This window comes from Halosegnis rubeus (assembly GCF_009184545.1).
In the GTDB taxonomy this organism is placed as follows: domain Archaea; phylum Halobacteriota; class Halobacteria; order Halobacteriales; family Haloarculaceae; genus Halosegnis; species Halosegnis rubeus.
Genome location: NZ_QJOW01000001.1, coordinates 1 through 20350 on the forward strand (window position 1 = coordinate 1; position 20350 = coordinate 20350).

Here is a 20350-nt window from a genome sequence, read left to right on the forward strand (position 1 = left end):
TCGCTGTTTATTGATTGTTGATATGTTTACTTAATGGTTCGTATCTTGTGCGGCGATTCATCCCCTCCCTACTCACTCGCAATACTCGCTCCTTGAGGAAGGGGCATTCTCGCCTCATTCTGGTAAAGAGAACCGCGTCATCTAATTCACGGCGTGAAACGTGCGTTTCACAGACGCACCGTCTTCCGGGGTACTGTCGTACAAGGTCTCCCGGATATTCTCCACGATAAGGCGCTGTAGTGACGATTCTGTGTCCGAATTGGGACTGCGAACAGAATCACAGCCAGTTCCTGCTGACGTATTCGAGGACGATGTCGGACTGGTCGAGATACTGTGCCATTTCGTGAACTGCGTCTCCAACCTCGCGCGTAGACAGGGTCTGGTCCCGTTGAAAGAGAACGCCGGCGGTGTCCTTGACGTCTAGTTCGGTGAAGAAATCGTCGTCCTGCGTGAGAATCAGACGACCGTATTCGCGGGCGTACCGGGCGATCGACTCGTCTTCACTCCCGAGTCCGAGCTCTGTGACATCGTCGAGACGCTCGACATCGTGGCCGAGTTTTCGCAGGTAGTTAACTGTCGCTCGCTTGACGTTCTCGTCGGCGAGGATTCGGTACGCCATCAGTCGCGGACGTCATCAGGGTCGGTGGTCAGGTGCTTGTGATCCTCGACTACCGACTCGCGCTGGCGTTCGACGGTGCGCATCTCTTCCGGGTGATCGTGGTAGTACGTGAGCGCTCGATAGACATCGGCCACGTCGATGTCGTGACGATCAGCGACGGTCCGCGGTTCGAGGCCACGGTCCTCGACCTGCGTCTTGATGAACTGAACGCTGATTCGTCGGCCTTCGAGATGTGGCTCGTCATGTAGCTCCCGCACGATTCGCCTCGTCACTTGGCTCATACGATTTCTATGCCACCATCGTACTTGAACACCCGGTTCGGGAAGGATCATCTAGTGCTCGGGGTGGAGACACGACTGCGATCAGTCCCGCGTCATCTGATCTGCACAGTTGACGCTTCGTTCTGCTCGCTTCTTTCTTTCTCCCTCGAGCACCTGCAACAGCGACTTCCACAGTGAGAACATCTGACCCGATAGGGACTGTTTTACCAACCCCGCGGCGAGGAATACGAGGTGAGGTTGTTCCGCGTCGTCTTCTTCGTCGGCGGGATCATCATGATGATCTGTGTTTCTGATTCAGGCCGCCGCAATCGGCGTCCTCGCAATTCTGTACGGGTCACAGGTCGCCACCGGGCAGGCCAGTCTCCGCCCGGCCGAAGCCGAAGGCTGATCTGGTCTCTTCTCGCCTTCTCCGTCGCTTTTCCGTGAGCCGCGTCCGTCTCGGGCGAGGTAGCGGTGACGGCCAGAGCTATGGGCAGATGCCGTGTACGGTGGCTCGTATGCAACCTTGGTTCGTGACTCCACGGTCCGGTAACCGTCCGACTCGACGACTTCGGAGGCTGCGATGACCGGTCTCAAGGACGTAACGCTCCGTGAGGGCGCACAGATGCCGGGGCTGGACATCAGCGACGAGCAGGGCCGCGCCGTCATCGAGGCGCTCGCCTCCCTCGGAGTCGAGCGGGTCGAACTCTCTTTTCCCAGAGCAACGCCGCGCGAGTCGTGGCATCGAGCGGCCGAACACCACGGGCTAGAGACCGCGGCACTCGCGCGGTCGATTCCGGCCGACGTCGAGGCTGCCCTCGCGGTCGAGCCGGACGAAATCGAGATCATCATCACTACCTCCGCGGTCCAACTGGAGCACGCGCTCGGAGAATCGCGGGAGGCGGCAGAGACGATGATGCGCGAAGCCGTCGAACTGGCGGCCGACGGTGGCGTCCGGGTCGGAGTTACGCTGATGGATGCGATTCGCGCCGACCGAGACGTTCTCGATAGCTACGCCGAGACCGCCGCTGTGGCGGGGGCGAGCCACGTTACTGTCGCAGACACGACCGGGGCGGGCGACCCGAGCAGCGTCGCCGAGACGGTTCGGGGCGTGGTCGAGACCGTCGGCCACGGAGTAGACGTGACGATTCACCCACACGACGACATGGACGTCGGTGCGGCGAACGCCAAGGCGGGCGTCGAGGCCGGCGCGGACAGCGTCGACGCCACCGTCGGTGGTCTCGGCGAGCGGGCGGGAAACGCTCCTCTGGAGGCCGTCGCTGTCCTGTTGGCGGAACACGGCGACCCGTTCGACATCGACCACGAGCAGCTGACGCCCGTCTGTCGCCGGGTCCACGAGCTACTCGACGTTCCACTCGACCCCACCACCCCCGTCATCGGGGAGGCGGTCCACCGCCACGAGAGCGGTCTCCACACTGCGGCGATGCTCCGCGACCCGACTGCGTACGAGGGGTTCGACCCGACTCGCTACGGGGCCGACCGACACCTCCTCTTTGGCCACGGAACCGGGAGCGGTGCCGTCCGAGCAATGCTCGCAGATGCCGGCATTGAGCCGACCGACGACACCATTGCTCGCGCACTCGACGCGATTCAGGAGGCAGCGACCGACCGAGGGGAACCGCTCGCCGAGCAGGAAGCACGCGAAATCGTCCACGAACACGTCGAGTGACGGCCTAAGGGGTCGTGGCTACTCGCCGTCCGTCCAGTCGAAGACCGTGTCGAGATCGCGTGGCACGTGGTCGACGTGGTACCATCGGAATGATGCGCGACACCACCTCTCCGGCCGCAATCAATGGAAGTACAATAATCGACAGCGCGGGTCGACATACACACGAGGCGCACGACGGGGGCAAAAAGGTCGCGCGACCGAGACGCGTCCGGAGAACGGACGGCTTACTACCCCCACTGCGCTAGCCACGCCGATGTCTGTCGCCCGAAACGTCCGGCAGTCGCCCGCGGTCCTCGTCATTTTCGCGAGCACGCTCATCGCTGTGATGGGCGTCTCGCTCATCAGCCCCGCGCTTCCCGCCGTCCAAGACGCGCTCAACATTACCGAGTCGCAGGCGAGTCTCCTCCTGTCGGCGTTCACGCTCCCGGGCGTCGTGCTCACGATTCCCCTCGGGATGTTGGCCGACCGCATCGGCCGCAAGCCGATTCTCGTCCCGTCGCTCGTCCTGTTTGGACTCTGTGGTAGCGGTATCGTCTTCATGGAGTCGGCGATTCCCATCTCGCTTGGTCCCGTCGTTCTCGCCGAGGCGTTCCCCGTCATCCTCGCGCTCCGGGCAGTCCAGGGAGCCGCGAGCAGCGCCATCGCGATGGTCACGGTCACGCTCATCGGGGACAGCTTCGACGGCGACACGCGCCGGAAGCTCATCGGGACCAACGCCGCCATCCTCGCGTTCGGCGCGGCGGCGTATCCGCTGCTCGGCGGTGCCCTCGCCACTATCGCGTGGACCGTCCCGTTCCTCTGTTTCGGGCTCGGGCTCGTCGTCGCGGTCCCCGGGCTGTTCGTGCTCTCGGAGCCGGAGCGAAAGCAAGTCGAGGACGGAGAGGGACTCCGCGCCTTCCTCACCGGCCCAACCTCGCTGCGACCGTACGCCGTGCTCTACGCCGCCATCCTCGGCATCTTCGTCATCCTCTACGGCGCACAGCTGACGGCGGTCCCGTTCTTGCTCGATAACACCTACCGGCTGTCGTCGTTGGAAATCGGTCTCTTACTCGGCATCCCGGCGGTCGCGATGGGGACGACCGCCACCCAGACCGACCGCATCCTCGCGCGAGTCACCAGCTTCCAGTCCATCGCGCTCGGCTTCGTGGTGTACGGCGTCGGGATGGGTATCGTCGCGACGACGCAGTCGGTCGCCGTCTCCGGCTTCGGACTTCTCCTGTTCGGCTTCGGCCAGGGCTTTGCCGAACCGATCACCGACACCGCGCTCAACGAACTCGCCCCCGACGAGTTCCGCGGGAGCATCATGAGCGTCCGGACCAGCGTGCTCCGACTCGGGACGACAATCGGCCCGCCGGTGTGTACCGTCGCCGCGCTCCGGGTCGGCTACCGACACACCCTCCTCGCCGGCGGCGTCCTCGCGGGCGTGGTCGGACTCTGCTGGCTCGCCGCCAGCTATCGGTGACACTCGCCGTGCGCTACGCCCGCACCCGCAACGCTCATTACTGACTGAACGTTCAGTATATCCGTGTCCGATTCGAGCCAACTCGCCGCGGTGAGGGCTGTGGGGGTGGTGCACGCGTGAGCGGCGGCCCCGACAGCCGCGAACAGATTATGCGGGCGGCCTTCGCGGCGCTCGCGACCCACGGCTACGCCGACCTGACCGTCGCGCGAATCGCCGACGAGTTCGCGAAGAGCAAGTCGCTGTTGTACTACCACTACGACGCAAAAGACGACATCCTGCGGTCGCTGCTCGATTACGCGACCGACCAGTTTCTCGCGACGCTCGACGCCGAGTCGACCGACGACCCCGCCGCGAATCTCCGCGAGTTCGTCGACCAACTGCTCCCCGAGTGCCCGGGCGAGGACGTACTCACCGGTCGCCGGGTTATCCTTGAACTCCGAGGGGAGGCGGTCGGCAACCCGGACTTCCGGGCGACGTTCACGGCGATGGACGACCGACTCCGCGACCGCGTCATCGCGGAGATCGAAGCCGGCGTCGAGCGCGGCCAGTTCGCCGTCGCGGACCCCGAGACCGCCGCGACCGAACTGACGATGCTGTTGAACGGCGCGCTGTTGGAGAGTGCGACGACCGACCACGACATCACAGAGCAGGCGCGTGCGACCCTCCACGCCCGCATCGACGCGCTCGCGGAGGGGCCAAATGAGTAACCGCGACGTGAACGTCACCGAGGGTGACATCCTGAAACCCCTCACTGTTCTCGCCGCACCGATCGTCCTCTCGCAGCTGTTGCAGGTGGGATATAACCTTGCGGACACTTTCTGGGTCGGCCAGCTCGGCCAGGAGGCGGTGTCGGCGCTGTCGTACTCGTGGCCGCTGGTCTTCCTGATGATCTCGGTCGCCGGTGGCTTCACCGTCGCCGGGACGGTCCTCGTCGCCCAGAACAAGGGAGCGGGCAATCAAGACCGCGTCGACTTCGTCGCCGGCCAGACCATCGCGTTCGTCGGCGTGCTCGCGGTCGCGTTCGCCGCGCTCGGGTATCTGCTCACGCCGTGGCTCGTCGGCCTCGTCGGCGCGGCACCCGGCTCGACCGAGTACGCGCTCGCCGTCGAGTACACCCGAACCGTCTTCCTCGGCGTCGTCTTCATGTTCGGCTTCTTCATCTTTCAGGCGCTCTTGCGCGGGTGGGGCGACACGAAGACGCCACTCGCGTTGATGATTCTCGGCGTCGCGCTCAACGTCGTCCTCGACCCGTTCCTCATCCTCGGCTTCGAAGCCGGCCCGCTGTCGATGGTCGGGCTGTCCGGGCTTGAAACGACGGCCTACGAGGCGACCGGCTTCACCGGCTACGGCGTGCAGGGGGCCGCCATCGCGACGGTGTTCTCCCGCGGCGTCGGCGCTGTCATCGGCATGGCGTGGCTCTTCTCCGGGCGGGTCGGTATCAGCCTCTCGCTGTCCGACCTCCGGCTCGACCCCGACACGCTGCGCGATATCGTCTCCATCGGCGCGCCCGCAAGCATCGAGCAGTCGATGCGTGCACTCGGCATCACGGCGCTGACGGCGCTGGTCGCGATTGCCGGCGACGACGCCGTCGCCGCGTTCGGCATCGGCAACCGGCTCAACTCCTTGATCTTCCTCCCGGCTATCGGGCTCTCACAGGGCATCGAGACGGTCGTCGGCCAGAACCTCGGCAACGACCGGCCCGACCGGGCGAAACAGGCCGTCCGATACGCGGTCGGGATGATTGCCGCCGTCCTCGCCGGGGTAACCGTCGTCGCGGTGGTCTTCGCCGAGCCAATCGTCTCCGTGTTCATCAGCGGCGAAAACGCCGACAGCGTCGTCGATATCGGCGTCTCGTATCTCCAGGTCATCGGCCCGACGTTCATCTTCCTCGGCGTGTACCAGGTGTGTCAGGGTGCCTTCCGCGGGAGCGGGTCGACCCGCGCGGCGATGATCTTCTCCATCCTCTCGCTGTGGGTGTTCCGGCTCCCGGTCGCGTACGTACTCGTGACGGCATTCTCGATGGGTGCGGTCGGTATCTGGTACGGCATCGCCGTCTCGAACGTGCTCTCGCTCGTCGTCGCCGGCGCGTGGTACCTCCGGGGAACGTGGGCCGACGACGTGCTCGACCGCGAGCCGTCGGCCGCGGCCGCCGACGACTGAACGACCGTTCAGACTTTTCGGAACCGTTATACGCGTCCTGTTAGTAGAATAGTACAGACATGAGTAGCGCCGAGCGCGGACAGCTCACGGGGGAGATTGCGTGAGCGCCGTAGACCGTATCGTCGATGGAATCTTAGATCACAGCCGGGCGGTCATCGCGGTGATGCTTCTGTTGACGGTGGTCATCGGTGCCGGTGCGCCGATGGTCGAACAGACATCCTCGCTCGACCAGTTCCAGACGGACTCCGAGGCGGGCGAGAAGCTGGAGTACTTGGAAGAGAACTTCCAGACTGGCGACGAGAACACCACCTCCGCACAGATAATCATCCGCGACGACAACGTCTTGGACCGCGAGTCGCTGCTCGGGAGCATCGCGTACCAACAGACGCTCCGGGCCAACGCGATGATAAACGAGACGCTCACCGACTCGACACCGACGGTCGGCATCTCGAACATCGTCGCCATCACGGCAATCAGCCAGGAGGAGGGGCGGGACGTACAGCAGCTCGCGACCGAGTTCCGACAGCTGAATCAGACGGTCACCGAGGAGCGCGCCGCCATCGAAGCGCGCAACGAGACGCTGACCGAGACCACCGGGCTGCTCCGCGAACAGCTCACCTTCCTGCGCGAGAATCCGAACGCCGACCCGGCGGCGGCCTTTGAGGAGGTCCGCGCGAACACGCCGGTCGAGTTCACCGAGGAGGACAGCCAGACATTCGAGCAGGCCGCCCAGCAGCTTCGACAGGCCGAGACGCAGGAAGAAGCCCAACAGGCGTACACGCTCGGCACGCAGGGCGTCTTGAGCGACCAGTACGAGCGACTCTCCGCGCGCGGCGAGGAGCTTGAAGCGACCGCCGCCGAGCTGGAGTCCGTCGGCGAGCAGCTCCAGACCGAGCGCGAACAGCTTCAGGACGCACAAAACGCCACGCTCGCGGAGCAGTATCAGCAGCTCGAGTCGATGAACGGCAGCGAAGTCGAATCAACCGTCGCGACCGTCCTCGGTGACGGTGACGGCTCGGGCGGCGCGAACACGCGTGCGCTCGGCTTCATGCCGACCGACTTCGACACCGGCTCGACGAGCGCGGAGGCGACGATGCTGCTCGTCACGCAATCCAGCAACGCGCCAGCCGGCAACAACGCGGCGGCTTCCGACGCCGTCATCGACGCACAGCTCGCGATGCAGGACCTCGGCGAATCCGCCGAGGGCGGCGAGTATCTCATCTTCGGGGCCGGCATCATCAGCGACGAAATCAACAGCTCGATGACAGACAGTCTCCTCATCGTCGGGCCGCTCGCGCTCATCTTCGTCATCATCGCGCTCGTGATTGCCTACCGCGACGTGCTCGACATCCTGCTCGGCCTGCTCGGCATCGGCGGGGTGTTGGCGTGGACGTTCGGCTTCATGGGCTGGGCCGACATCTCGTTTAACCAGCTGATGATTGCGGTGCCGGTGTTGCTCATCGGGCTGAGTATCGACTACGCTATCCACATCTTCATGCGCCACCGTGAGGAGCGTGGTGACGACGACACGCCGCGCGGCTCGATGCGAGTCGCACTCGCCGGCGTCGGTATCGCGCTCGTCTACGTAACCGCGACGACTGTCATCGGCTTCCTGTCGAACTTGACGAGCCCAATTCCGCCGATTCGCGACTTCGGTGTCGTGAGCGCGTTCGGTATCACGGCGGCGCTGGCTATCTTCGGCATCCTGATGCCGGCGGTGAAGGCCGAACTCGACGAGGCGCTCGAAGCCCGCGGTATCGACCGCCGGAAACGCGCCTTCGGAACCGGCGGCGGTCGGTTCTCCTCCGTCCTCTCCGTCGGCGCGACCGCCGCACGCCGCGCGCCGTATCTCGTGCTCGTGGTCGTGTTACTCGTCAGCGCCGGCGGGGCCTACGGGGCGACGCAGGTGGACACCTCCTTCTCACAGGAGGACTTCCTCGCCGAGGAGCCGGCAGACTGGATGAAAGACCTGCCGGAGCCGTTCGCGCCCGGTGAGTACACCGCGAAGTCGAACCTGGAGTATGTCAACGAGAACTTCATCCGCGAGGACTCGCAGGCACAGATCCTCGTCGAGGGTGACGTGACAGCGGACACCGTTCTCGAACGCGTCGACACCGCCGAACGGTCTGCGGCCAACAAGGGGGTGACACAGACCCTCTCGAACGGCGACCCCGACGCCACGACGCCGCTGTCCGTGATGCGTGACGTGGCCGCCACCGACGAGGCGTTCGCCGAAACCTTCGAGAGTGCCGACACCGACGGCGACGAGGTCCCCGACCGCAACGTCGCGGGCGTCTACGACGCGCTGTACGAGGCCGCCCCCGACGAGGCGGAGAGCGTCATCTACCAGACCGACGACGGCGAGTACGAGGCGCTGCGGCTCGTCATATCGGTGCAGGGTGGCGCGGGCGGTGACGCCATCCAGACGCAGATCGGCGAGGTCGCCACCGAACTCGACGGCGACGGGCTGGAGTCGACCGCTACCGGCAGCGCCATCCTGAACAAAATCGTCCAGGACGAACTGCTCGATACGGTCATCAACAGCCTCATTATCACGCTCGCGGCGACGTTCATCTTCCTGATGGCCGCATACAGAATCACGGAAGGAAGCGCGACGCTCGGCGCGGTGACGCTGTTGCCCGTCGCGTTCACCGTCACGTGGATTCTGGGGACGATGTATCTGCTCGACATCTCATTCAACGTCCTCACGGGGATGATTACGAGTCTCACGGTGGGACTGGGGGTCGCCTACAGCATCCACCTCTCCGAGCGGTACAATCAGGAACTGGCCCGGACGGGTGACGTGTGGGAGTCGATGGAGCGGGCCGTCACCGGAACCGGCGGTGCGCTGCTCGGCTCCGCGGCGACGACCATCGGCGGCTTCGGCGTGCTCGTGTTCGCCATCCTGCCGCCGCTCCAGCAGTTCGGTCTCATCACCGGGATGACCATCCTCTATGCGTTCCTCGCGAGCGTGTTGGTGCTCCCGAGCCTGCTCGCCATCTGGACGCGGTTCGTCGGCCCGGCCGACGTTGACCGCGACGTAGACGACGCGGTCGCGACCGGCGAGCGAGTCGCGACGCGCGACATCGAACGCACCGTCGCCGCCCCCGGCGACAGCGTAGTCGTCACGGTCTCCGTGGCCGGACTCAACGGCCGTAGCGTCGTCCACGAGACGAGCGACGCACCGGTCAGCTTCCGCGACGCCGCGCCGGTTCCGGTCGACACGGCGACGGCCGACGGCTCGCTGTACGCTGCCTTCGAGACCGACGCCGCGACCGTCGAGTACACGGTCGATATTCCCGCCGACGCGACCGACGGCGCGAGCTTCGACATCGAGGGCGACGTACTCGCCGGCGATGAGGCGACGAAAATCGAGGGCGAAGCGACCATCCAGGTGATTCCGGACCTCTTCGAGCGCATCACCGTCGCGGGCGAGGTCTCGGACGCGGACCTGCGGCTGGCAACAGACCAGTACGAGACCGGCGAGCTCTCGGAGACGCAGATGGATCGCATCCACCGCGCGTGGGTCCGGGGCGAACTCGCCGAGGAGCAGTGAGATGAACGCCGACGGCGCGGTCGAGGCGCTCACCGACCTCGGCCTGTCGACGTACGCCGCCCGCACCTTCATCGGGCTGCAACAGCTCGGCGTGGCGTCGGCGAGCGACATCGCCGCCGTCACCGACGTGCCGCGCTCGCAGGTGTACGGCGCGACGGACGAGCTCGAATCGCTCGGGCTCGTAGACGTGCAGGCCGGCTCGCCACAGCGCTACCGGTCGGTCGACCTCGACCGCGCCCACGAGATACTCCGGTCGCGGCTCGAAGCGACGACCGACCGCGCCTTCTCGTATCTGGAGTCGATTCAGGACGAACAGGAGCCGTCGGACGGACAGGAGGCAATCTGGACGACCGAGGGGACCGATAGCATCGCCGCTCGCGTCGCCGCGCTCGCGGACGACGCCGGCGGACGCATCTTCTTCGCGACGAGCCAGCCGCGACTCGTCGAGGGGAACGTGCTCGACGCGCTCGTCGCCGCCGACGCCCGCGGCGTCGATGTCATCGTCGTGAGTGCCGACGACGAGGTACGGGCGCTCGTGGCCGAGACCGGGATCTCAGTCGAGGCGGTCGACCGCGACGACGAACTCGAAATCAGCATCGGGCGCGTCTTCGTCGCCGACGGTTCGACGGTGCTGTTGAGCGTGTTGCCGACCGCCGAAATCCCGCACGTCGAGCGAGAGGCCGCCTTCTGGAGTGTCGACACCGGCTTCGCGATGATTATCGCCGGACTGGTGCGCGAGCAGTTCGCCGACGCCTAGCCGTCGGTCGCCGTCGCGCCCAACTGTGCGTTCGTCTCGTGCTTCGGTCGTGAAGTCGGGCGGCTACCCCTCAAGCGGCTGGAAGCCGAACGCCTCGTCCACGCCGAGTCGCCCGCCTGCGACGGCCAGCAGGGTGTGTGTCACTAGGCAGGCGACAAACGCAATCGTCCCCAGCTTCCCGCCGAAGCCGGCGACGACGGGCACCGCGGCGGCAAACAGCAGCCCCGTAACGACGCCCGCAAGCCCGACGCTCGCCACGCTCGGGAGCCGGCCGGAGTGGCTCATCCCGGTAAACGAGCCACAGAAGGCTGCCGCGGCGAGTAGCGTCGTCCCGGGGACGACTAGCGAGACCCCACCCGCGAGGATACCGACGACGCTCGACCCGAAGACGGGACCGAGTCCGCGCAGGCGCGCGAGCAGATACGCCGCCACCGCGCCGGCGGTCGCCGTCGCGATACCGCCGAGAACGACGGCGGTACTCGGTGCCGTCCCCACGTCCGGCCCGGAACCGCCGGCGAGGACGACCACGCCACAGCCGACGAACGCGGTCGTCCCGAGCTTCCCGCCGAAGCCGTTGAACGCGCGCTGGGCCGCGATGAAGACGCCGCCGGCGACGAAACTCGCGGCCAGCAGCCCACCCCACGAGAGCACGCTCGCGGTCGCCATCCCAACGAACGTGCCACAGTAGGCCGGTGCCTCGTACTTCTGGACGAACAAGTGTGCGAACAGGCCGACGACGCCGGAGCCGACGACGACCCCCGCGCCCGTCTGAGCGACCAGTCGGGTCGCCGGTGCGGCCACGAGTATCGAGGCGAGAAAGCCGGCGTCCGTCCGCGTCACCACGAGGGGCGGTTCACCGACGACGTGCGTGGCGAGTTCGCGACCGAACGCGTACGGAACAGCGACACCGGCGACGAGACTGAACAGGAACCCGACGCCGGCGTGCCCGATGAGGAGCAGGCCGGCGGTCGCACCGCTGGCGAGGACGAGTCCGGCCGCCGCGACCGCGAGCATCGCGGTCCCCGTCGCCTGCGTCGTCGGACGCACGCCGGTCGTTCGCAGTCGGCGAGTATGACCGTTGTGACTCCGGACCCACAGCATCTTATACCGTCCCGAAGACAGTAGCGGCGTGACGCTCGTGCCCGCCGCCGAGACGCTGCTGTCCAGCCCGCCGACGGACCTGCTTCGGCTCTCCGTCGTCCCCGTCTTCCTGTGGGCCGCCTACCGGGACATCCAGACCCGTCGCGTCCGGGACGAACTCTGGGCACCGCTGCTCTTACTCGGCGTGGTCGCGCTCGCCGTCGACGGACTCGCGGCCGTGGCCGTCGGCGGTCCACGGCTCCAACTGTTCGGGATTCACCTGGCCGTCTCCCTCGGTATCGTCGCTCCCCTCGGCTACGTGTTCTGGCGACTCGGCGGCTTCGGTGGGGCCGACGCGAAGGCGATTATCGTGCTCGCGCTCGTCTTCCCCGAGTTCCCGGTGTATCTGCTCGCGAACGGGAGTCTCCCGCTCACGGAGACGCCCCTCGGCGTCTTCTCGATGACCGTCCTCTCGAACACGGTGCTCGTGGGACTGGTCTCGCCGCTGTTGCTCGCCGCGCGAAATCTGCTCGCCGGCCGCATCTCGCTCACGATGTTCGTCGGCCGGCCCGCCGACGTGCCCGACGTGGCGAGCGCCTACGGGAGCCTGCTCGAAACGCCGGACGGGCTGACGCGGCGCGGACTCGACCTCGACGCCCTCCGGATGTATCTCCGTTGGCGGCAGCTGACGCTCGCCGACGTTCGACGGGACCCCGGCCGCTACCGGAGTCCGGTCTCGCTCGCGAACGAGACCGGTGAGCCGACGGACGGCGCACTCGCCGCCGGGCCGGACGTGACCGGCGGCTCGCTTCCCGGCTCTGACGCCCCTGCCCCGGCTGTGCGACCGATCGACGCCGACGACCCGTGGGGCGCTGCCGCGTTCCTCGCGGCTATCGACTCCAGCGCCTACGGCACGACGCCAGAGCAGTTGCGCGCCGGACTCGACGTGCTCGCCGAACGGGAGACCGTGTGGCTCACGCCCGGTCTCCCGTTCATCGTCCCGATGGCGGTCGGGCTGGTGGTCGGACTGCTCTACGGTGACCTGCTGTACGCACTGCTCGCAATCGTCGGCTTGGCACCGTAAAACGGAGACGTGGCGTTAGGTCTCGACTTTCGCCGGCTCGTCGCTCTCTCCGTCTTCGGCTTCGAGCGACTGGAGCGCTTCGACTGCGGCCTGCTTGTACTCCGCCAGCGGCAGGTCGTACTGCTCGTCGGCCATACTGCCGTACTCGTTCCCCTCGGCGTCGAACCGCTCGATGCGGTCGAGCGTCCGGTCTGCCGTCTCGACGACCCAGCGGTCGCGCGTCTCGGCGTCCACGACGTTGATCGATTCGGGGCGGACGGAGACGTTCACGTCGCCGTCGTCCGTCTCGAACGTCCGCGGCTTGCCGACGACAGCGACGTACGCCGGCGGCTCGATGTCGCGCAGGGCGCTCGCCGCCTCGGGCTGGTACTGCCCGGCGTAGGTGAAGAACGTCCCCGTCGGGTCGACGATGCGGCCGCGCCAGTACTCGGAGTCCTCGCCGATATCTTCGGTCTCAGTGAGGGTGCCGACGATGAACACGCGGTTTGCGCGCTCGCCGGTCGGGAGGAGCGCATAGACCGGTGCGCGCTCGTCGTCAGATTCTTTGAACGTGTAACTGGCGTCGTTGTACTCGTGTGCGAACGCGCGGCGCGCGACCTCGCGGGTTGGTATCGAAGACATCTACATCGACCTCGCGCGGATGAGTGTTGCCTCGGCATCCGCGCCACCGAGCTGTTCCATCTCGTTTGCTAGCACGTACCGGCCGAAGGTCGGGCCGGTCACGCGGTAGTAGCGCCCGACGATCTCTGCGGCCATCTCGTCGGCCACGACCGTCGTGTCCAGCGCGTCCATCGCCATCTGCTTGGCCTCCTCCAGGCCGGTGCCGGTGAGCCGTTCGGTCGCCTCCTTGTCGAAGATGACCTCGTGGACCTCCTCACCGTCGTCGAGAACGCCCTTGATTCGGAGGTCGAACTCGCCTTCGACCTCGCCGTGTTCACTACAGCGGCCGTTCTGGAGCACGCGGGTGCAGTCTTCCTCTGGGCATCGCTTGATTAGCCCGCTGCCGGACTGCATGTCCACGAGCGCACCTTCGACGCTCACGTCGTCGTTGCCGACCTCTATCTCCTCGTCGAGCTCAGTGATGGAGGTCGTGCGATTCAGCTTCACCGAGTAGTTCCCGTTGTACTCGTCGGTGACGACGTTGCCGAGCGCGTACGATTCCCCTTCCGTCAGCTCGGGAAGCTCGCTCGTCTCGAAGGCGACGAACTTGATGGTGCCCGACTCATCGCCGAGCAGGCCCACCTGCGAGATGCTCTCTGAACGTGGCTCCCACAGGTCCGCGACCGTCACCCGCAGGTCGACCCACTGTTCGTCCTCGGCGATGGTTGCGACCTCGACCGTCTCGTTGCCGCCGCCACCGAGGTCGTCTCGGTCCATGTCCGTCTCGTCCAGATAGTTCGAGACGACGGAGCGGCGCGCCTCGTCGGCCGGGATGCGGTACTCGTTGACGAGGGTGTCGAGTCGCTCCTCAATTTCCTCGACGCTCACGTCGAGTTGGTCTGAAAACTGCTCGTGTATCTCCTTGGCGTGTTGTGTAACACTCATGGGCGTTCTGTCTCCGCGTGTTTTCAGTGGGAGACGTACGACGGTTGGTGCCCGATGGTATTTAAATTGTGCCTACCAGGATGAAAGTGAAACTACTCCACGATCCGCTCGCTGCCGGGCCACTCGTCGGCCAACAGTCCGTAGCGAACGTCGTCGACGACGCCGCCCTCGAACCGGTTGTGGTCGCGGGCGACACCCTCCTGCGTGAAGCCGAGTCGGTCGAGGAGTCGCCGCGAGTCGTCGTTCGGCCCGAGATGTTGCGCGCGGACCCGCCGGAGTCCGTGTTCGCCGAAGGCGTAGTCCAGCAGCAGCGCACACGCCTCAATCGCGTACCCCTCGCCGTGGTATTCGGGGTGGAGCCACGCGCCGAGATTCGCCCAGCCGTGTTCGTCGTTGACCGGACCGAGCGAGACGTTTCCGACGCGCGTTTCTCCGTCACAGACGACGAGACTCACGCCTTCGGTGCGGTGTTTCTCGAACTCCTCGCGCTCGTACTCGGCTCTCGAGACCGGACCGTCGAAGCCGGCGATGTAGCGGCGTACCTCGGGATGGTTCGTCGCCTCGTGGAAAAACTCGAGGTCGTCGTCCTCGACGGTTCGGAGGTCGATGCGGTCGCCGGAGAGGTACACTGGGCCTGCCATGGGTCGTCTGCCGCCGGACGAGTAAAAAGCGTTCACCGAGCGTGAGACTCGGTTACGCGCCGACGGATTCTACTGGCCAGCGTCCGATGGATCGGTATGAGCAACAGACGGCGATTCGCGCGGCTGCTCCGGTCGAAGCTCCGCGCTGCGGGGAGCCAGTACGAACGCGCGAAAGGCGAGTACGCCGCCGGGAAGGCGAGTCTGCCGACTGACGAGCAGGGAAACGCACGGCTCGTCTGTCGCCGCTACGCAGAGAAACGCGCTGTCCCACTCGAGGGCGACGTGCCGCGGTGTTTCGACGCCGACCACCCCGACTGCAAGGGGTGTCTCGCGGACATCCGCGAGGGCTGTGTCGAGACGTGGTGAGCTATGAGCCCCAGAAGTCCTCGCGGCTGCCCAGCCGCTCGCGCTGTGTCCGTCCTCCGGTCTCGTCTTTTTCTTTGTCCTCGTCGCTCGCGTCGGCGTCCTCGCCGTCGTCGCCGTCCTCCTCGTCGTCTTCCTCCAGTTCCAGTCGTTCGAGTTCCTCGCCGCGCGCGAAGTTGTCGAGCACTTTCGTAATCTTGACGCGTGAGCGTGCCTCCGGCAGAATGCCGTCGACCATGACGATGAATCCGTCCTCGGTGCGGCCCACGCCCGCCCCGGATTCGTGGATGTCGTCGACCGTGATGACGACCTCCTCGCCCGGCTCGACGGGCTGTTGTTTCAGTTCGTTGATCGGCTGATTGTAGTGGTTGCACCACTCGGCCCCGCCGCGGTCACCGTAGTGTGTACACCCCATCCCTTCGATTCGCTCCTGAAACTGGGGACACTGGTCGGCGAGTGGGCATCCGGACATACCACGTGCCTACGCAGGGTGCGAGTAAACGTTTGTGGGTCGCCTCCGGGACGCAACGCTTTCGCACGCCACCCCCCAACACACGGTATGTCACGCCGTGGTGAGCCGGTTCCCGAGGCCGCGCCGTTGGTCGGACTCGTCCTCGCTTTTGGTATCGCCGGCTTCGGCGTTCTCTTCGGAGCCGCCGAGACGCGGCTCGTCGCGGTCGCCGCTGCGCTGGTCGTCCTCTACGGCTTCACCGCCGTCGGTATCGTTCGCTCCGGTGACCCGGCCGACGCCATCCAGCCGACCCCCGCACTCGTCGCCGGTGGCGTCCTCGCTGTCGCGCTCGCGGGCTACGGACTCGCCACCTCGTCGCCGTCGCTCGCGCTCGCCGTCGCGGCCGTCGCTGCCGTCCCGACTGGTCTCTATCACGCCCGCTACGGTGAGCCGGTGAACCCGCTCGACCCGGAACTCACGCTCCTTGCGGTCGGTGGACTCGCTGCGAGCGTCACCGGTCTCGGCCTGTTCACCGGTGAGGGACCAATCGGACTGGCGACGGCCGTCGCGCTCGTGCTCGCCGGCCTCGACTACCGTCGCCAGCGGGGCGGCCCGCTCTCGGATACGGCCCGGACGCGCGTCGTCGTCGGACTGCTCGGTGGCTCGATGCTGGCGATTTTCAGTGGTATCGGAGCCGGCGAGCCGACGCTCGGACTCGTCGCCGGCAGCGTCTGTCTCCTGTTGGGCGCGTTCTTCGCGGTCGGGCGATAGCCAGCGGAGAGACTTGCTACGCGACCGGGGTTCGCTCGACGACCGTGCCATCGCACCTTTTACCGGTTCGGGTGCGCTCCGCGCACCACTCTCCGGTAAAATCTGCACAAAACAGCAGCCGAGCCTCCCGTCGGTCGGCTCGGTGAAACGTTCCTCCGTTCGGCGTATGCTCGTTACGCGACCGGGGTTCGTTCGACGACCGTCCCGTCGTAGGTCGGATACTGCTCCACGATTTCGCCCTCCTCCACGTCGCCCTCTTCGACCATCTCTTCGAGGAGCCACCACGCGAGTTCGACGTGGTCGGACTTGACGGTGTAGAACTCATCGGGGACGCCCAGATCGGCCAGTCGCTCTTCGGTCTCCCACGTCTTGCCGTAGACGAGCGTGCCGTCGTCGGTCACCTCGTCGAACTCGCGCCGGAGGTTGCGGGCCATCCGTTTCAGCCGCGAGCGGTGTTGGGCGGCGTCTTTGAACACGCTCGTACAGAAGTACACCTTCTCGTGGTCGCCCATCGTTTCGAGGATGTCGTGGCTCCCCTCCACCGCGCTCATGTGACCGTCTTTCAGCTCGAAGCCCTCCTCCTGCATCCGGCGGTAGTTGCCGTCGGACATCTCGAACTCGTTGATGTTACAGAAGTCGGCGGCTCCCTCATCGAGAAAGTCGAGAAACTCCGGTTCCGCGCGGATGCCCGGAATCTCGAACGCCGGTGTAAGCCCCTCCTCGCGGGCGACGTAGAGGATCTCCTCCCACTCGGTGCCGTGGAGGTCACCCCACTGCTCGTACGGCGGGTGGAAGCGAATCTCGTCCAGCCCTGCCTCGGAGAGTCGGCGCATGTTCTCGCGGCCGCCCGTAATGCCAGTGTAGAGGTGGGTATGGTGGTCCTCGCCGAACTCGTCTTTCAGCAGGCGGAGATACCGGCAGGTCTTCTCCATCGCTTCCTGTGGTTCCCCGCCCGTGATGGAAGTGCCGAGCGCGTCCATCAGGTTCGCCTCGGCGATGATGTCCTCCTCGGACTCGACGGGGCGTTCGTTCGCGTACGTCTGGGTGACGTTCTTGCGGTTCTCACCGAGCGGGCAGTAGAAGCAGTCGCGCTGGTCACAGTAGCCGTAGACAAACAGCACCATCTTGCCGCCTTTCGCACACTGCTCACAGCCCTTCGAAATCATCTGTTGTACCGTCTTACCCGTGCAAACGCAAAAGTCGTGCGTTCACGAACTACCCCGAAAAGAGTTAACGCGGGAGACTGTACCCACCGACAATGCTGCTGGTGCTGTGTGTGGACCTCGACGACGACCTCGGTCGCAAGACCGGCTTCGAGACGCCGGTCACCGGCCGCGACGCCGTCGAGGAGAGCGCCGTCGCGCTCGCCACCGCCGACCCCGAGGACTCAGACGTGAACGTCATCTTCGAGGGCGTCCACCTCTACGACGAACTCGTCGCCGAGGGGGAATCCGTCGAGGTGGCCGTCGTCACCGGGGAGGCTGCTGGTGACGTGGCCGCCAACCGCAAGGTCGGCAACGAGATCGACCGCACCCTCGCCTCGCTCCAGACCGGCGAGGACGTGCGCGCGGTCGTCGTCACCGACGGCGCACAAGACGAGTCCGTCATCCCCGTCATCCGGTCGCGGGTCCCCATCGACTCCGTGCGCCGAGTCGTCGTCCGCCAGGCACAGGACCTCGAATCGATGTACTACACGTTCAAGCAGGTGCTGGATGACCCCGAGACGCGGGGGACGATTCTCGTCCCGCTCGGTATCCTCCTGCTCGTGTATCCGGCCGCGGTCATCGCGAACGTGCTCGATCTACCGGGGTCGGCGCTCGGACTCGGCTCTGCGTTGTTGGGCCTCTACGTGCTCTTTCGGGGACTCGGCCTGGAGCAGTCGGTCGACGCCGTCGCCGAGCGACTCCGCACCGCCCTCTACACGGGTCGAGTGACGCTCGTGACGAGCGTGGTCGCGCTCGCGCTCGTCGCCGTCGCCGCCGTCCGGGGTGACGCGTCGCTCGCGCTCCATTCGGCGGACGGTCCCGGTGCGCCACTGGAGACGGTCGCCGCAGTCGCGTACGGCGCGGTCGCGTGGATTGCAGCCGCGGGTCTCGTGGCTGCGTTCGGTCGGATTACCGACGAGTATCTTGCCGACAGCTTCCACTGGCGATATCTGAACGCCCCGTTCTACGTCATCGCAATCGCCGTCATCGTCCGGGCGCTGTCGGCGTATCTGCTCGGGCTCGGGTTCGCGACGCTCCCGTATCTGGCTGCCGCACTCACCGGCGGGACGCTGCTTGCGGTATCGAGCACGCTCGCCTTCGCAGTCGCGGAGTCGCGGCTCCGGCCTACCACAAGCTAGCCCCCTGATTTAGGTGACAGACCGCCCTCATGTCACGCATGGAACCGAGCACCCGCGTCGACAGCGGGTTGGCCCCACTCATCGGCAGCCGGTCGCTCACCTTTCCGAAAGGGAGTGTCATCGCGCTCGTCGGCCCGCCCGAATCGCCGACCGGTTCCGTCCTCGCGCAGGCGGCCGCCGCACGCTCGACCACCTACTACACGACGAAACGCGCCCCCAAGTGGACGGCAGAGACAGTCGCTGCCTCGACCGAGTACCCGCTCGACGTGCGAGTCGAAGGGGTCTGTCACGCTCCCCGCGTCGGTCCCGTGCGACTCCGCCGCGAGTACGGCGACCCGCCACAGTACGACGAACCCGACACTACCCCACCGGAGGCCAGCGAGGCCGAAGACGACCGATTCGAGAAGCTCTCTGCTCGGCTGCTCGCCCACGACGGTGACGACACCGGGACGCTCGTCGTCGACGACTTCACCGACTACACCGACGGGACGCGCCGGTGTCTCTCGCTGTTGGACACGATTCGCTCGGTGACGGAGTCGCTCACGTGGCTCCACGTCGTCCACCCGACACAGGACCACCCACACGCCGAGGCCGTCATCACGGCCGCCGACGCCGTCTGCTGGGTCGAACGCAACCGCGACGACGAGGCCCAACTCGCCGTTCCGCGCCGCCGCGGCGCAGCACCGATCACAGGCCCCGTCTCCCTCTCCTTCTAGTGTCAGCGCTCGCGCACGACGACAAACTCGGCGAGGTCGCGCAGATAGCCGAGCGCCTGTGACTCGTCTGCCCCGGTCGCATCGAGCGCCTCCAGGGCCGCGTCCGCCCGGTCGCGCGAGAGGTCGTTTGCCGTCTCCGGGTCCACGTCGGTCACCTGTACGAGCGACGGCCGCTCCATCTCCTCGTCTTGACCGGTCGGCTTCCCCAGCTCCTCGGGGTCGGCCGTCGCGTCGAGCACGTCGTCGCGAATCTGGAAGGCGACGCCGACCCGCTCGGCGTAGTCGCCGAAGGCCGTGACCGTCTCCGGGTCCGCGTCGGCGGCGATGGCACCGACCTCCGCGGCCGCACGGAACAGCGCCCCCGTCTTCCGGCGCGCGAGGTTCATGTACTCCGCTTGGGTCGTCGGCTGGGCGACGAGCTCCGTCGCCTCCCCTTCGCCGAGTTCGACCATCGCCTCCGAGACGACGCGCATCGCCCGCTCGTCCTCCGAGAAGAGACTGAACGCCTCTCCAAGCAGTCCGTCCGAGGCGATGATGGCAGAGCCGTGGCCGTACTCGGTGTGGGCAGCCGTCACGCCCCGCCGGACGGGCGATTCGTCGATGATATCGTCGACGACGAGCGAGGCGTTGTGGACGAGTTCGATACCGACCCCAAAATTGACCGCCTCGCTGCCGTCGCCGCCCGCGGCCTCACATACCAGCATCGCGAGCGTGGGGCGGACGCGTTTGCCCCCCGACAGCGAGACGTGTTCGACCTGTTCGCGCAGCGCCGCCGGCTCGACCGTATCGAGCACCCCTTCGAGTCGTTTTTCGACGCACTCGCGACGCTGCTCCAGATACTCCATTGCGTC

General features: G+C 66.3%; 20 protein-coding genes. 11 read left to right on the top strand and 9 right to left on the bottom strand.

Annotation, left to right across the window (positions count from 1 at the left end; genetic code table 11):
- Positions 1–277: 277 nt before the first annotated feature.
- Positions 278–619, bottom strand: coding sequence for a DUF5615 family PIN-like protein (locus DMP03_RS00005; RefSeq protein ID WP_152118697.1), 342 nt, complete (start codon positions 617–619; stop codon positions 278–280).
- Positions 619–900, bottom strand: coding sequence for a DUF433 domain-containing protein (locus tag DMP03_RS00010; RefSeq protein WP_152118698.1), 282 nt, complete (start codon positions 898–900; stop codon positions 619–621). The genes DMP03_RS00005 and DMP03_RS00010 overlap by 1 nt, the downstream gene beginning before the upstream one ends.
- Positions 901–1462: 562 nt before the next feature.
- Between DMP03_RS00010 and DMP03_RS00015 the strand changes: the two genes are divergently transcribed.
- The 6 genes from DMP03_RS00015 to DMP03_RS00040 all read left to right on the top strand — a co-directional run bounded on the left by DMP03_RS00015 (position 1463) and on the right by DMP03_RS00040 (position 10504).
- Positions 1463–2569: a LeuA family protein gene (locus tag DMP03_RS00015; protein WP_152118699.1), complete on the top strand. Its 1107-nt coding sequence runs from the start codon at positions 1463–1465 to the stop codon at positions 2567–2569.
- Positions 2570–2822: 253 nt separating this feature from the next.
- Positions 2823–4031: an MFS transporter gene (locus DMP03_RS00020; RefSeq protein WP_152118700.1), complete on the top strand. Its 1209-nt coding sequence runs from the start codon at positions 2823–2825 to the stop codon at positions 4029–4031.
- A 116-nt stretch (positions 4032–4147) separates the two neighbouring features.
- A complete protein-coding gene (locus DMP03_RS00025) occupies positions 4148–4738 on the top strand; it encodes a TetR/AcrR family transcriptional regulator (protein ID WP_152118701.1) in 591 nt (196 codons plus the stop codon).
- Positions 4731–6191, top strand: coding sequence for an MATE family efflux transporter (locus DMP03_RS00030; protein WP_152118702.1), 1461 nt, complete (start codon positions 4731–4733; stop codon positions 6189–6191). The genes DMP03_RS00025 and DMP03_RS00030 overlap by 8 nt, the downstream gene beginning before the upstream one ends.
- 100 nt (positions 6192–6291) lie before the next feature.
- On the top strand, positions 6292–9747 hold the full coding sequence (locus DMP03_RS00035; RefSeq protein ID WP_152118703.1) for an MMPL family transporter: 3456 nt from the start codon (positions 6292–6294) through the stop codon (positions 9745–9747).
- Position 9748: 1 nt separating this feature from the next.
- A complete protein-coding gene (locus DMP03_RS00040) occupies positions 9749–10504 on the top strand; it encodes a TrmB family transcriptional regulator (protein WP_152118704.1) in 756 nt (251 codons plus the stop codon).
- Between the two features lie 63 nt (positions 10505–10567).
- Here DMP03_RS00040 and DMP03_RS00045 read toward each other — a convergent pair whose 3' ends face one another.
- Entirely contained in the window at positions 10568–11551 is a 984-nt protein-coding gene (locus DMP03_RS00045) for a hypothetical protein (protein ID WP_152118705.1), read from the bottom strand.
- 109 nt (positions 11552–11660) lie between these two features.
- Here DMP03_RS00045 and DMP03_RS00050 point away from each other — a divergent pair, with 109 nt between their 5' ends.
- Positions 11661–12668, top strand: coding sequence for an A24 family peptidase (locus tag DMP03_RS00050; protein WP_152119499.1), 1008 nt, complete (start codon positions 11661–11663; stop codon positions 12666–12668).
- Between the two features lie 15 nt (positions 12669–12683).
- Here the strand turns inward: DMP03_RS00050 and DMP03_RS00055 are convergent, their stop codons facing one another.
- From DMP03_RS00055 to DMP03_RS00065, 3 genes are all read right to left on the bottom strand, one after another.
- Entirely contained in the window at positions 12684–13289 is a 606-nt protein-coding gene (locus DMP03_RS00055; RefSeq protein WP_152118706.1) for an RPA family protein, read from the bottom strand.
- Positions 13290–14213 (bottom strand): replication factor A, encoded by a 924-nt coding sequence (locus DMP03_RS00060; RefSeq protein ID WP_152118707.1) that lies wholly within the window; start codon positions 14211–14213, stop codon positions 13290–13292.
- A gap of 92 nt (positions 14214–14305) precedes the next feature.
- On the bottom strand, positions 14306–14854 hold the full coding sequence (locus tag DMP03_RS00065) for a GNAT family N-acetyltransferase (protein ID WP_152118708.1): 549 nt from the start codon (positions 14852–14854) through the stop codon (positions 14306–14308).
- A 96-nt stretch (positions 14855–14950) separates the two neighbouring features.
- On the opposite strand from DMP03_RS00065, the gene DMP03_RS00070 reads away from it, so the two are divergent.
- On the top strand, positions 14951–15220 hold the full coding sequence (locus DMP03_RS00070; RefSeq protein ID WP_152118709.1) for a DUF7091 family protein: 270 nt from the start codon (positions 14951–14953) through the stop codon (positions 15218–15220).
- Between the two features lies 1 nt (position 15221).
- Here DMP03_RS00070 and DMP03_RS00075 read toward each other — a convergent pair whose 3' ends face one another.
- On the bottom strand, positions 15222–15689 hold the full coding sequence (locus tag DMP03_RS00075; RefSeq protein WP_152118710.1) for a TRAM domain-containing protein: 468 nt from the start codon (positions 15687–15689) through the stop codon (positions 15222–15224).
- An 87-nt stretch (positions 15690–15776) separates the two neighbouring features.
- Between DMP03_RS00075 and DMP03_RS00080 the strand changes: the two genes are divergently transcribed.
- Entirely contained in the window at positions 15777–16439 is a 663-nt protein-coding gene (locus DMP03_RS00080; RefSeq protein WP_152118711.1) for a hypothetical protein, read from the top strand.
- A gap of 173 nt (positions 16440–16612) precedes the next feature.
- Here the strand turns inward: DMP03_RS00080 and DMP03_RS00085 are convergent, their stop codons facing one another.
- A complete protein-coding gene (locus tag DMP03_RS00085) occupies positions 16613–17605 on the bottom strand; it encodes a radical SAM protein (protein WP_152118712.1) in 993 nt (330 codons plus the stop codon).
- Between the two features lie 92 nt (positions 17606–17697).
- On the opposite strand from DMP03_RS00085, the gene DMP03_RS00090 reads away from it, so the two are divergent.
- Positions 17698–18783, top strand: a complete 1086-nt coding sequence (locus DMP03_RS00090; protein ID WP_152118713.1) for a DUF373 family protein — start codon at positions 17698–17700, stop codon at positions 18781–18783.
- A 38-nt stretch (positions 18784–18821) separates the two neighbouring features.
- Complete coding sequence (locus DMP03_RS00095) at positions 18822–19499, top strand: hypothetical protein (RefSeq protein WP_152118714.1); 678 nt, start codon at positions 18822–18824, stop codon at positions 19497–19499.
- Between the two features lie 2 nt (positions 19500–19501).
- On the opposite strand, the gene DMP03_RS00100 is transcribed toward DMP03_RS00095, so the two are convergent.
- Positions 19502–20344 (bottom strand): polyprenyl synthetase family protein, encoded by an 843-nt coding sequence (locus DMP03_RS00100; protein ID WP_152118715.1) that lies wholly within the window; start codon positions 20342–20344, stop codon positions 19502–19504.
- Between the last annotated feature and the right edge of the window lie 6 nt (positions 20345–20350).

Bases quoted from the DNA above. Each gene is read 5' to 3' on its own strand.
- DMP03_RS00095 (WP_152118714.1), top strand. From the start codon at position 18,822: ATGGAACCGAGCACCCGCGTCGACAGCGGGTTGGCCCCACTCATCGGC.
- DMP03_RS00090 (WP_152118713.1), top strand. From the start codon at position 17,698: ATGCTGCTGGTGCTGTGTGTGGACCTCGACGACGACCTCGGTCGCAAG.
- DMP03_RS00040 (WP_152118704.1), top strand. From the start codon at position 9,749: ATGAACGCCGACGGCGCGGTCGAGGCGCTCACCGACCTCGGCCTGTCG.
- DMP03_RS00060 (WP_152118707.1), bottom strand. From the start codon at position 14,213: ATGAGTGTTACACAACACGCCAAGGAGATACACGAGCAGTTTTCAGAC.
- DMP03_RS00030 (WP_152118702.1), top strand. From the start codon at position 4,731: ATGAGTAACCGCGACGTGAACGTCACCGAGGGTGACATCCTGAAACCC.
- DMP03_RS00065 (WP_152118708.1), bottom strand. From the start codon at position 14,854: ATGGCAGGCCCAGTGTACCTCTCCGGCGACCGCATCGACCTCCGAACC.
- DMP03_RS00015 (WP_152118699.1), top strand. From the start codon at position 1,463: ATGACCGGTCTCAAGGACGTAACGCTCCGTGAGGGCGCACAGATGCCG.
- DMP03_RS00005 (WP_152118697.1), bottom strand. From the start codon at position 619: ATGGCGTACCGAATCCTCGCCGACGAGAACGTCAAGCGAGCGACAGTT.
- DMP03_RS00020 (WP_152118700.1), top strand. From the start codon at position 2,823: ATGTCTGTCGCCCGAAACGTCCGGCAGTCGCCCGCGGTCCTCGTCATT.
- DMP03_RS00070 (WP_152118709.1), top strand. From the start codon at position 14,951: ATGAGCAACAGACGGCGATTCGCGCGGCTGCTCCGGTCGAAGCTCCGC.
- DMP03_RS00100 (WP_152118715.1), bottom strand. From the start codon at position 20,344: ATGGAGTATCTGGAGCAGCGTCGCGAGTGCGTCGAAAAACGACTCGAA.
- DMP03_RS00085 (WP_152118712.1), bottom strand. From the start codon at position 17,605: ATGATTTCGAAGGGCTGTGAGCAGTGTGCGAAAGGCGGCAAGATGGTG.
- DMP03_RS00080 (WP_152118711.1), top strand. From the start codon at position 15,777: ATGTCACGCCGTGGTGAGCCGGTTCCCGAGGCCGCGCCGTTGGTCGGA.
- DMP03_RS00075 (WP_152118710.1), bottom strand. From the start codon at position 15,689: ATGTCCGGATGCCCACTCGCCGACCAGTGTCCCCAGTTTCAGGAGCGA.
- DMP03_RS00010 (WP_152118698.1), bottom strand. From the start codon at position 900: ATGAGCCAAGTGACGAGGCGAATCGTGCGGGAGCTACATGACGAGCCA.
- DMP03_RS00055 (WP_152118706.1), bottom strand. From the start codon at position 13,289: ATGTCTTCGATACCAACCCGCGAGGTCGCGCGCCGCGCGTTCGCACAC.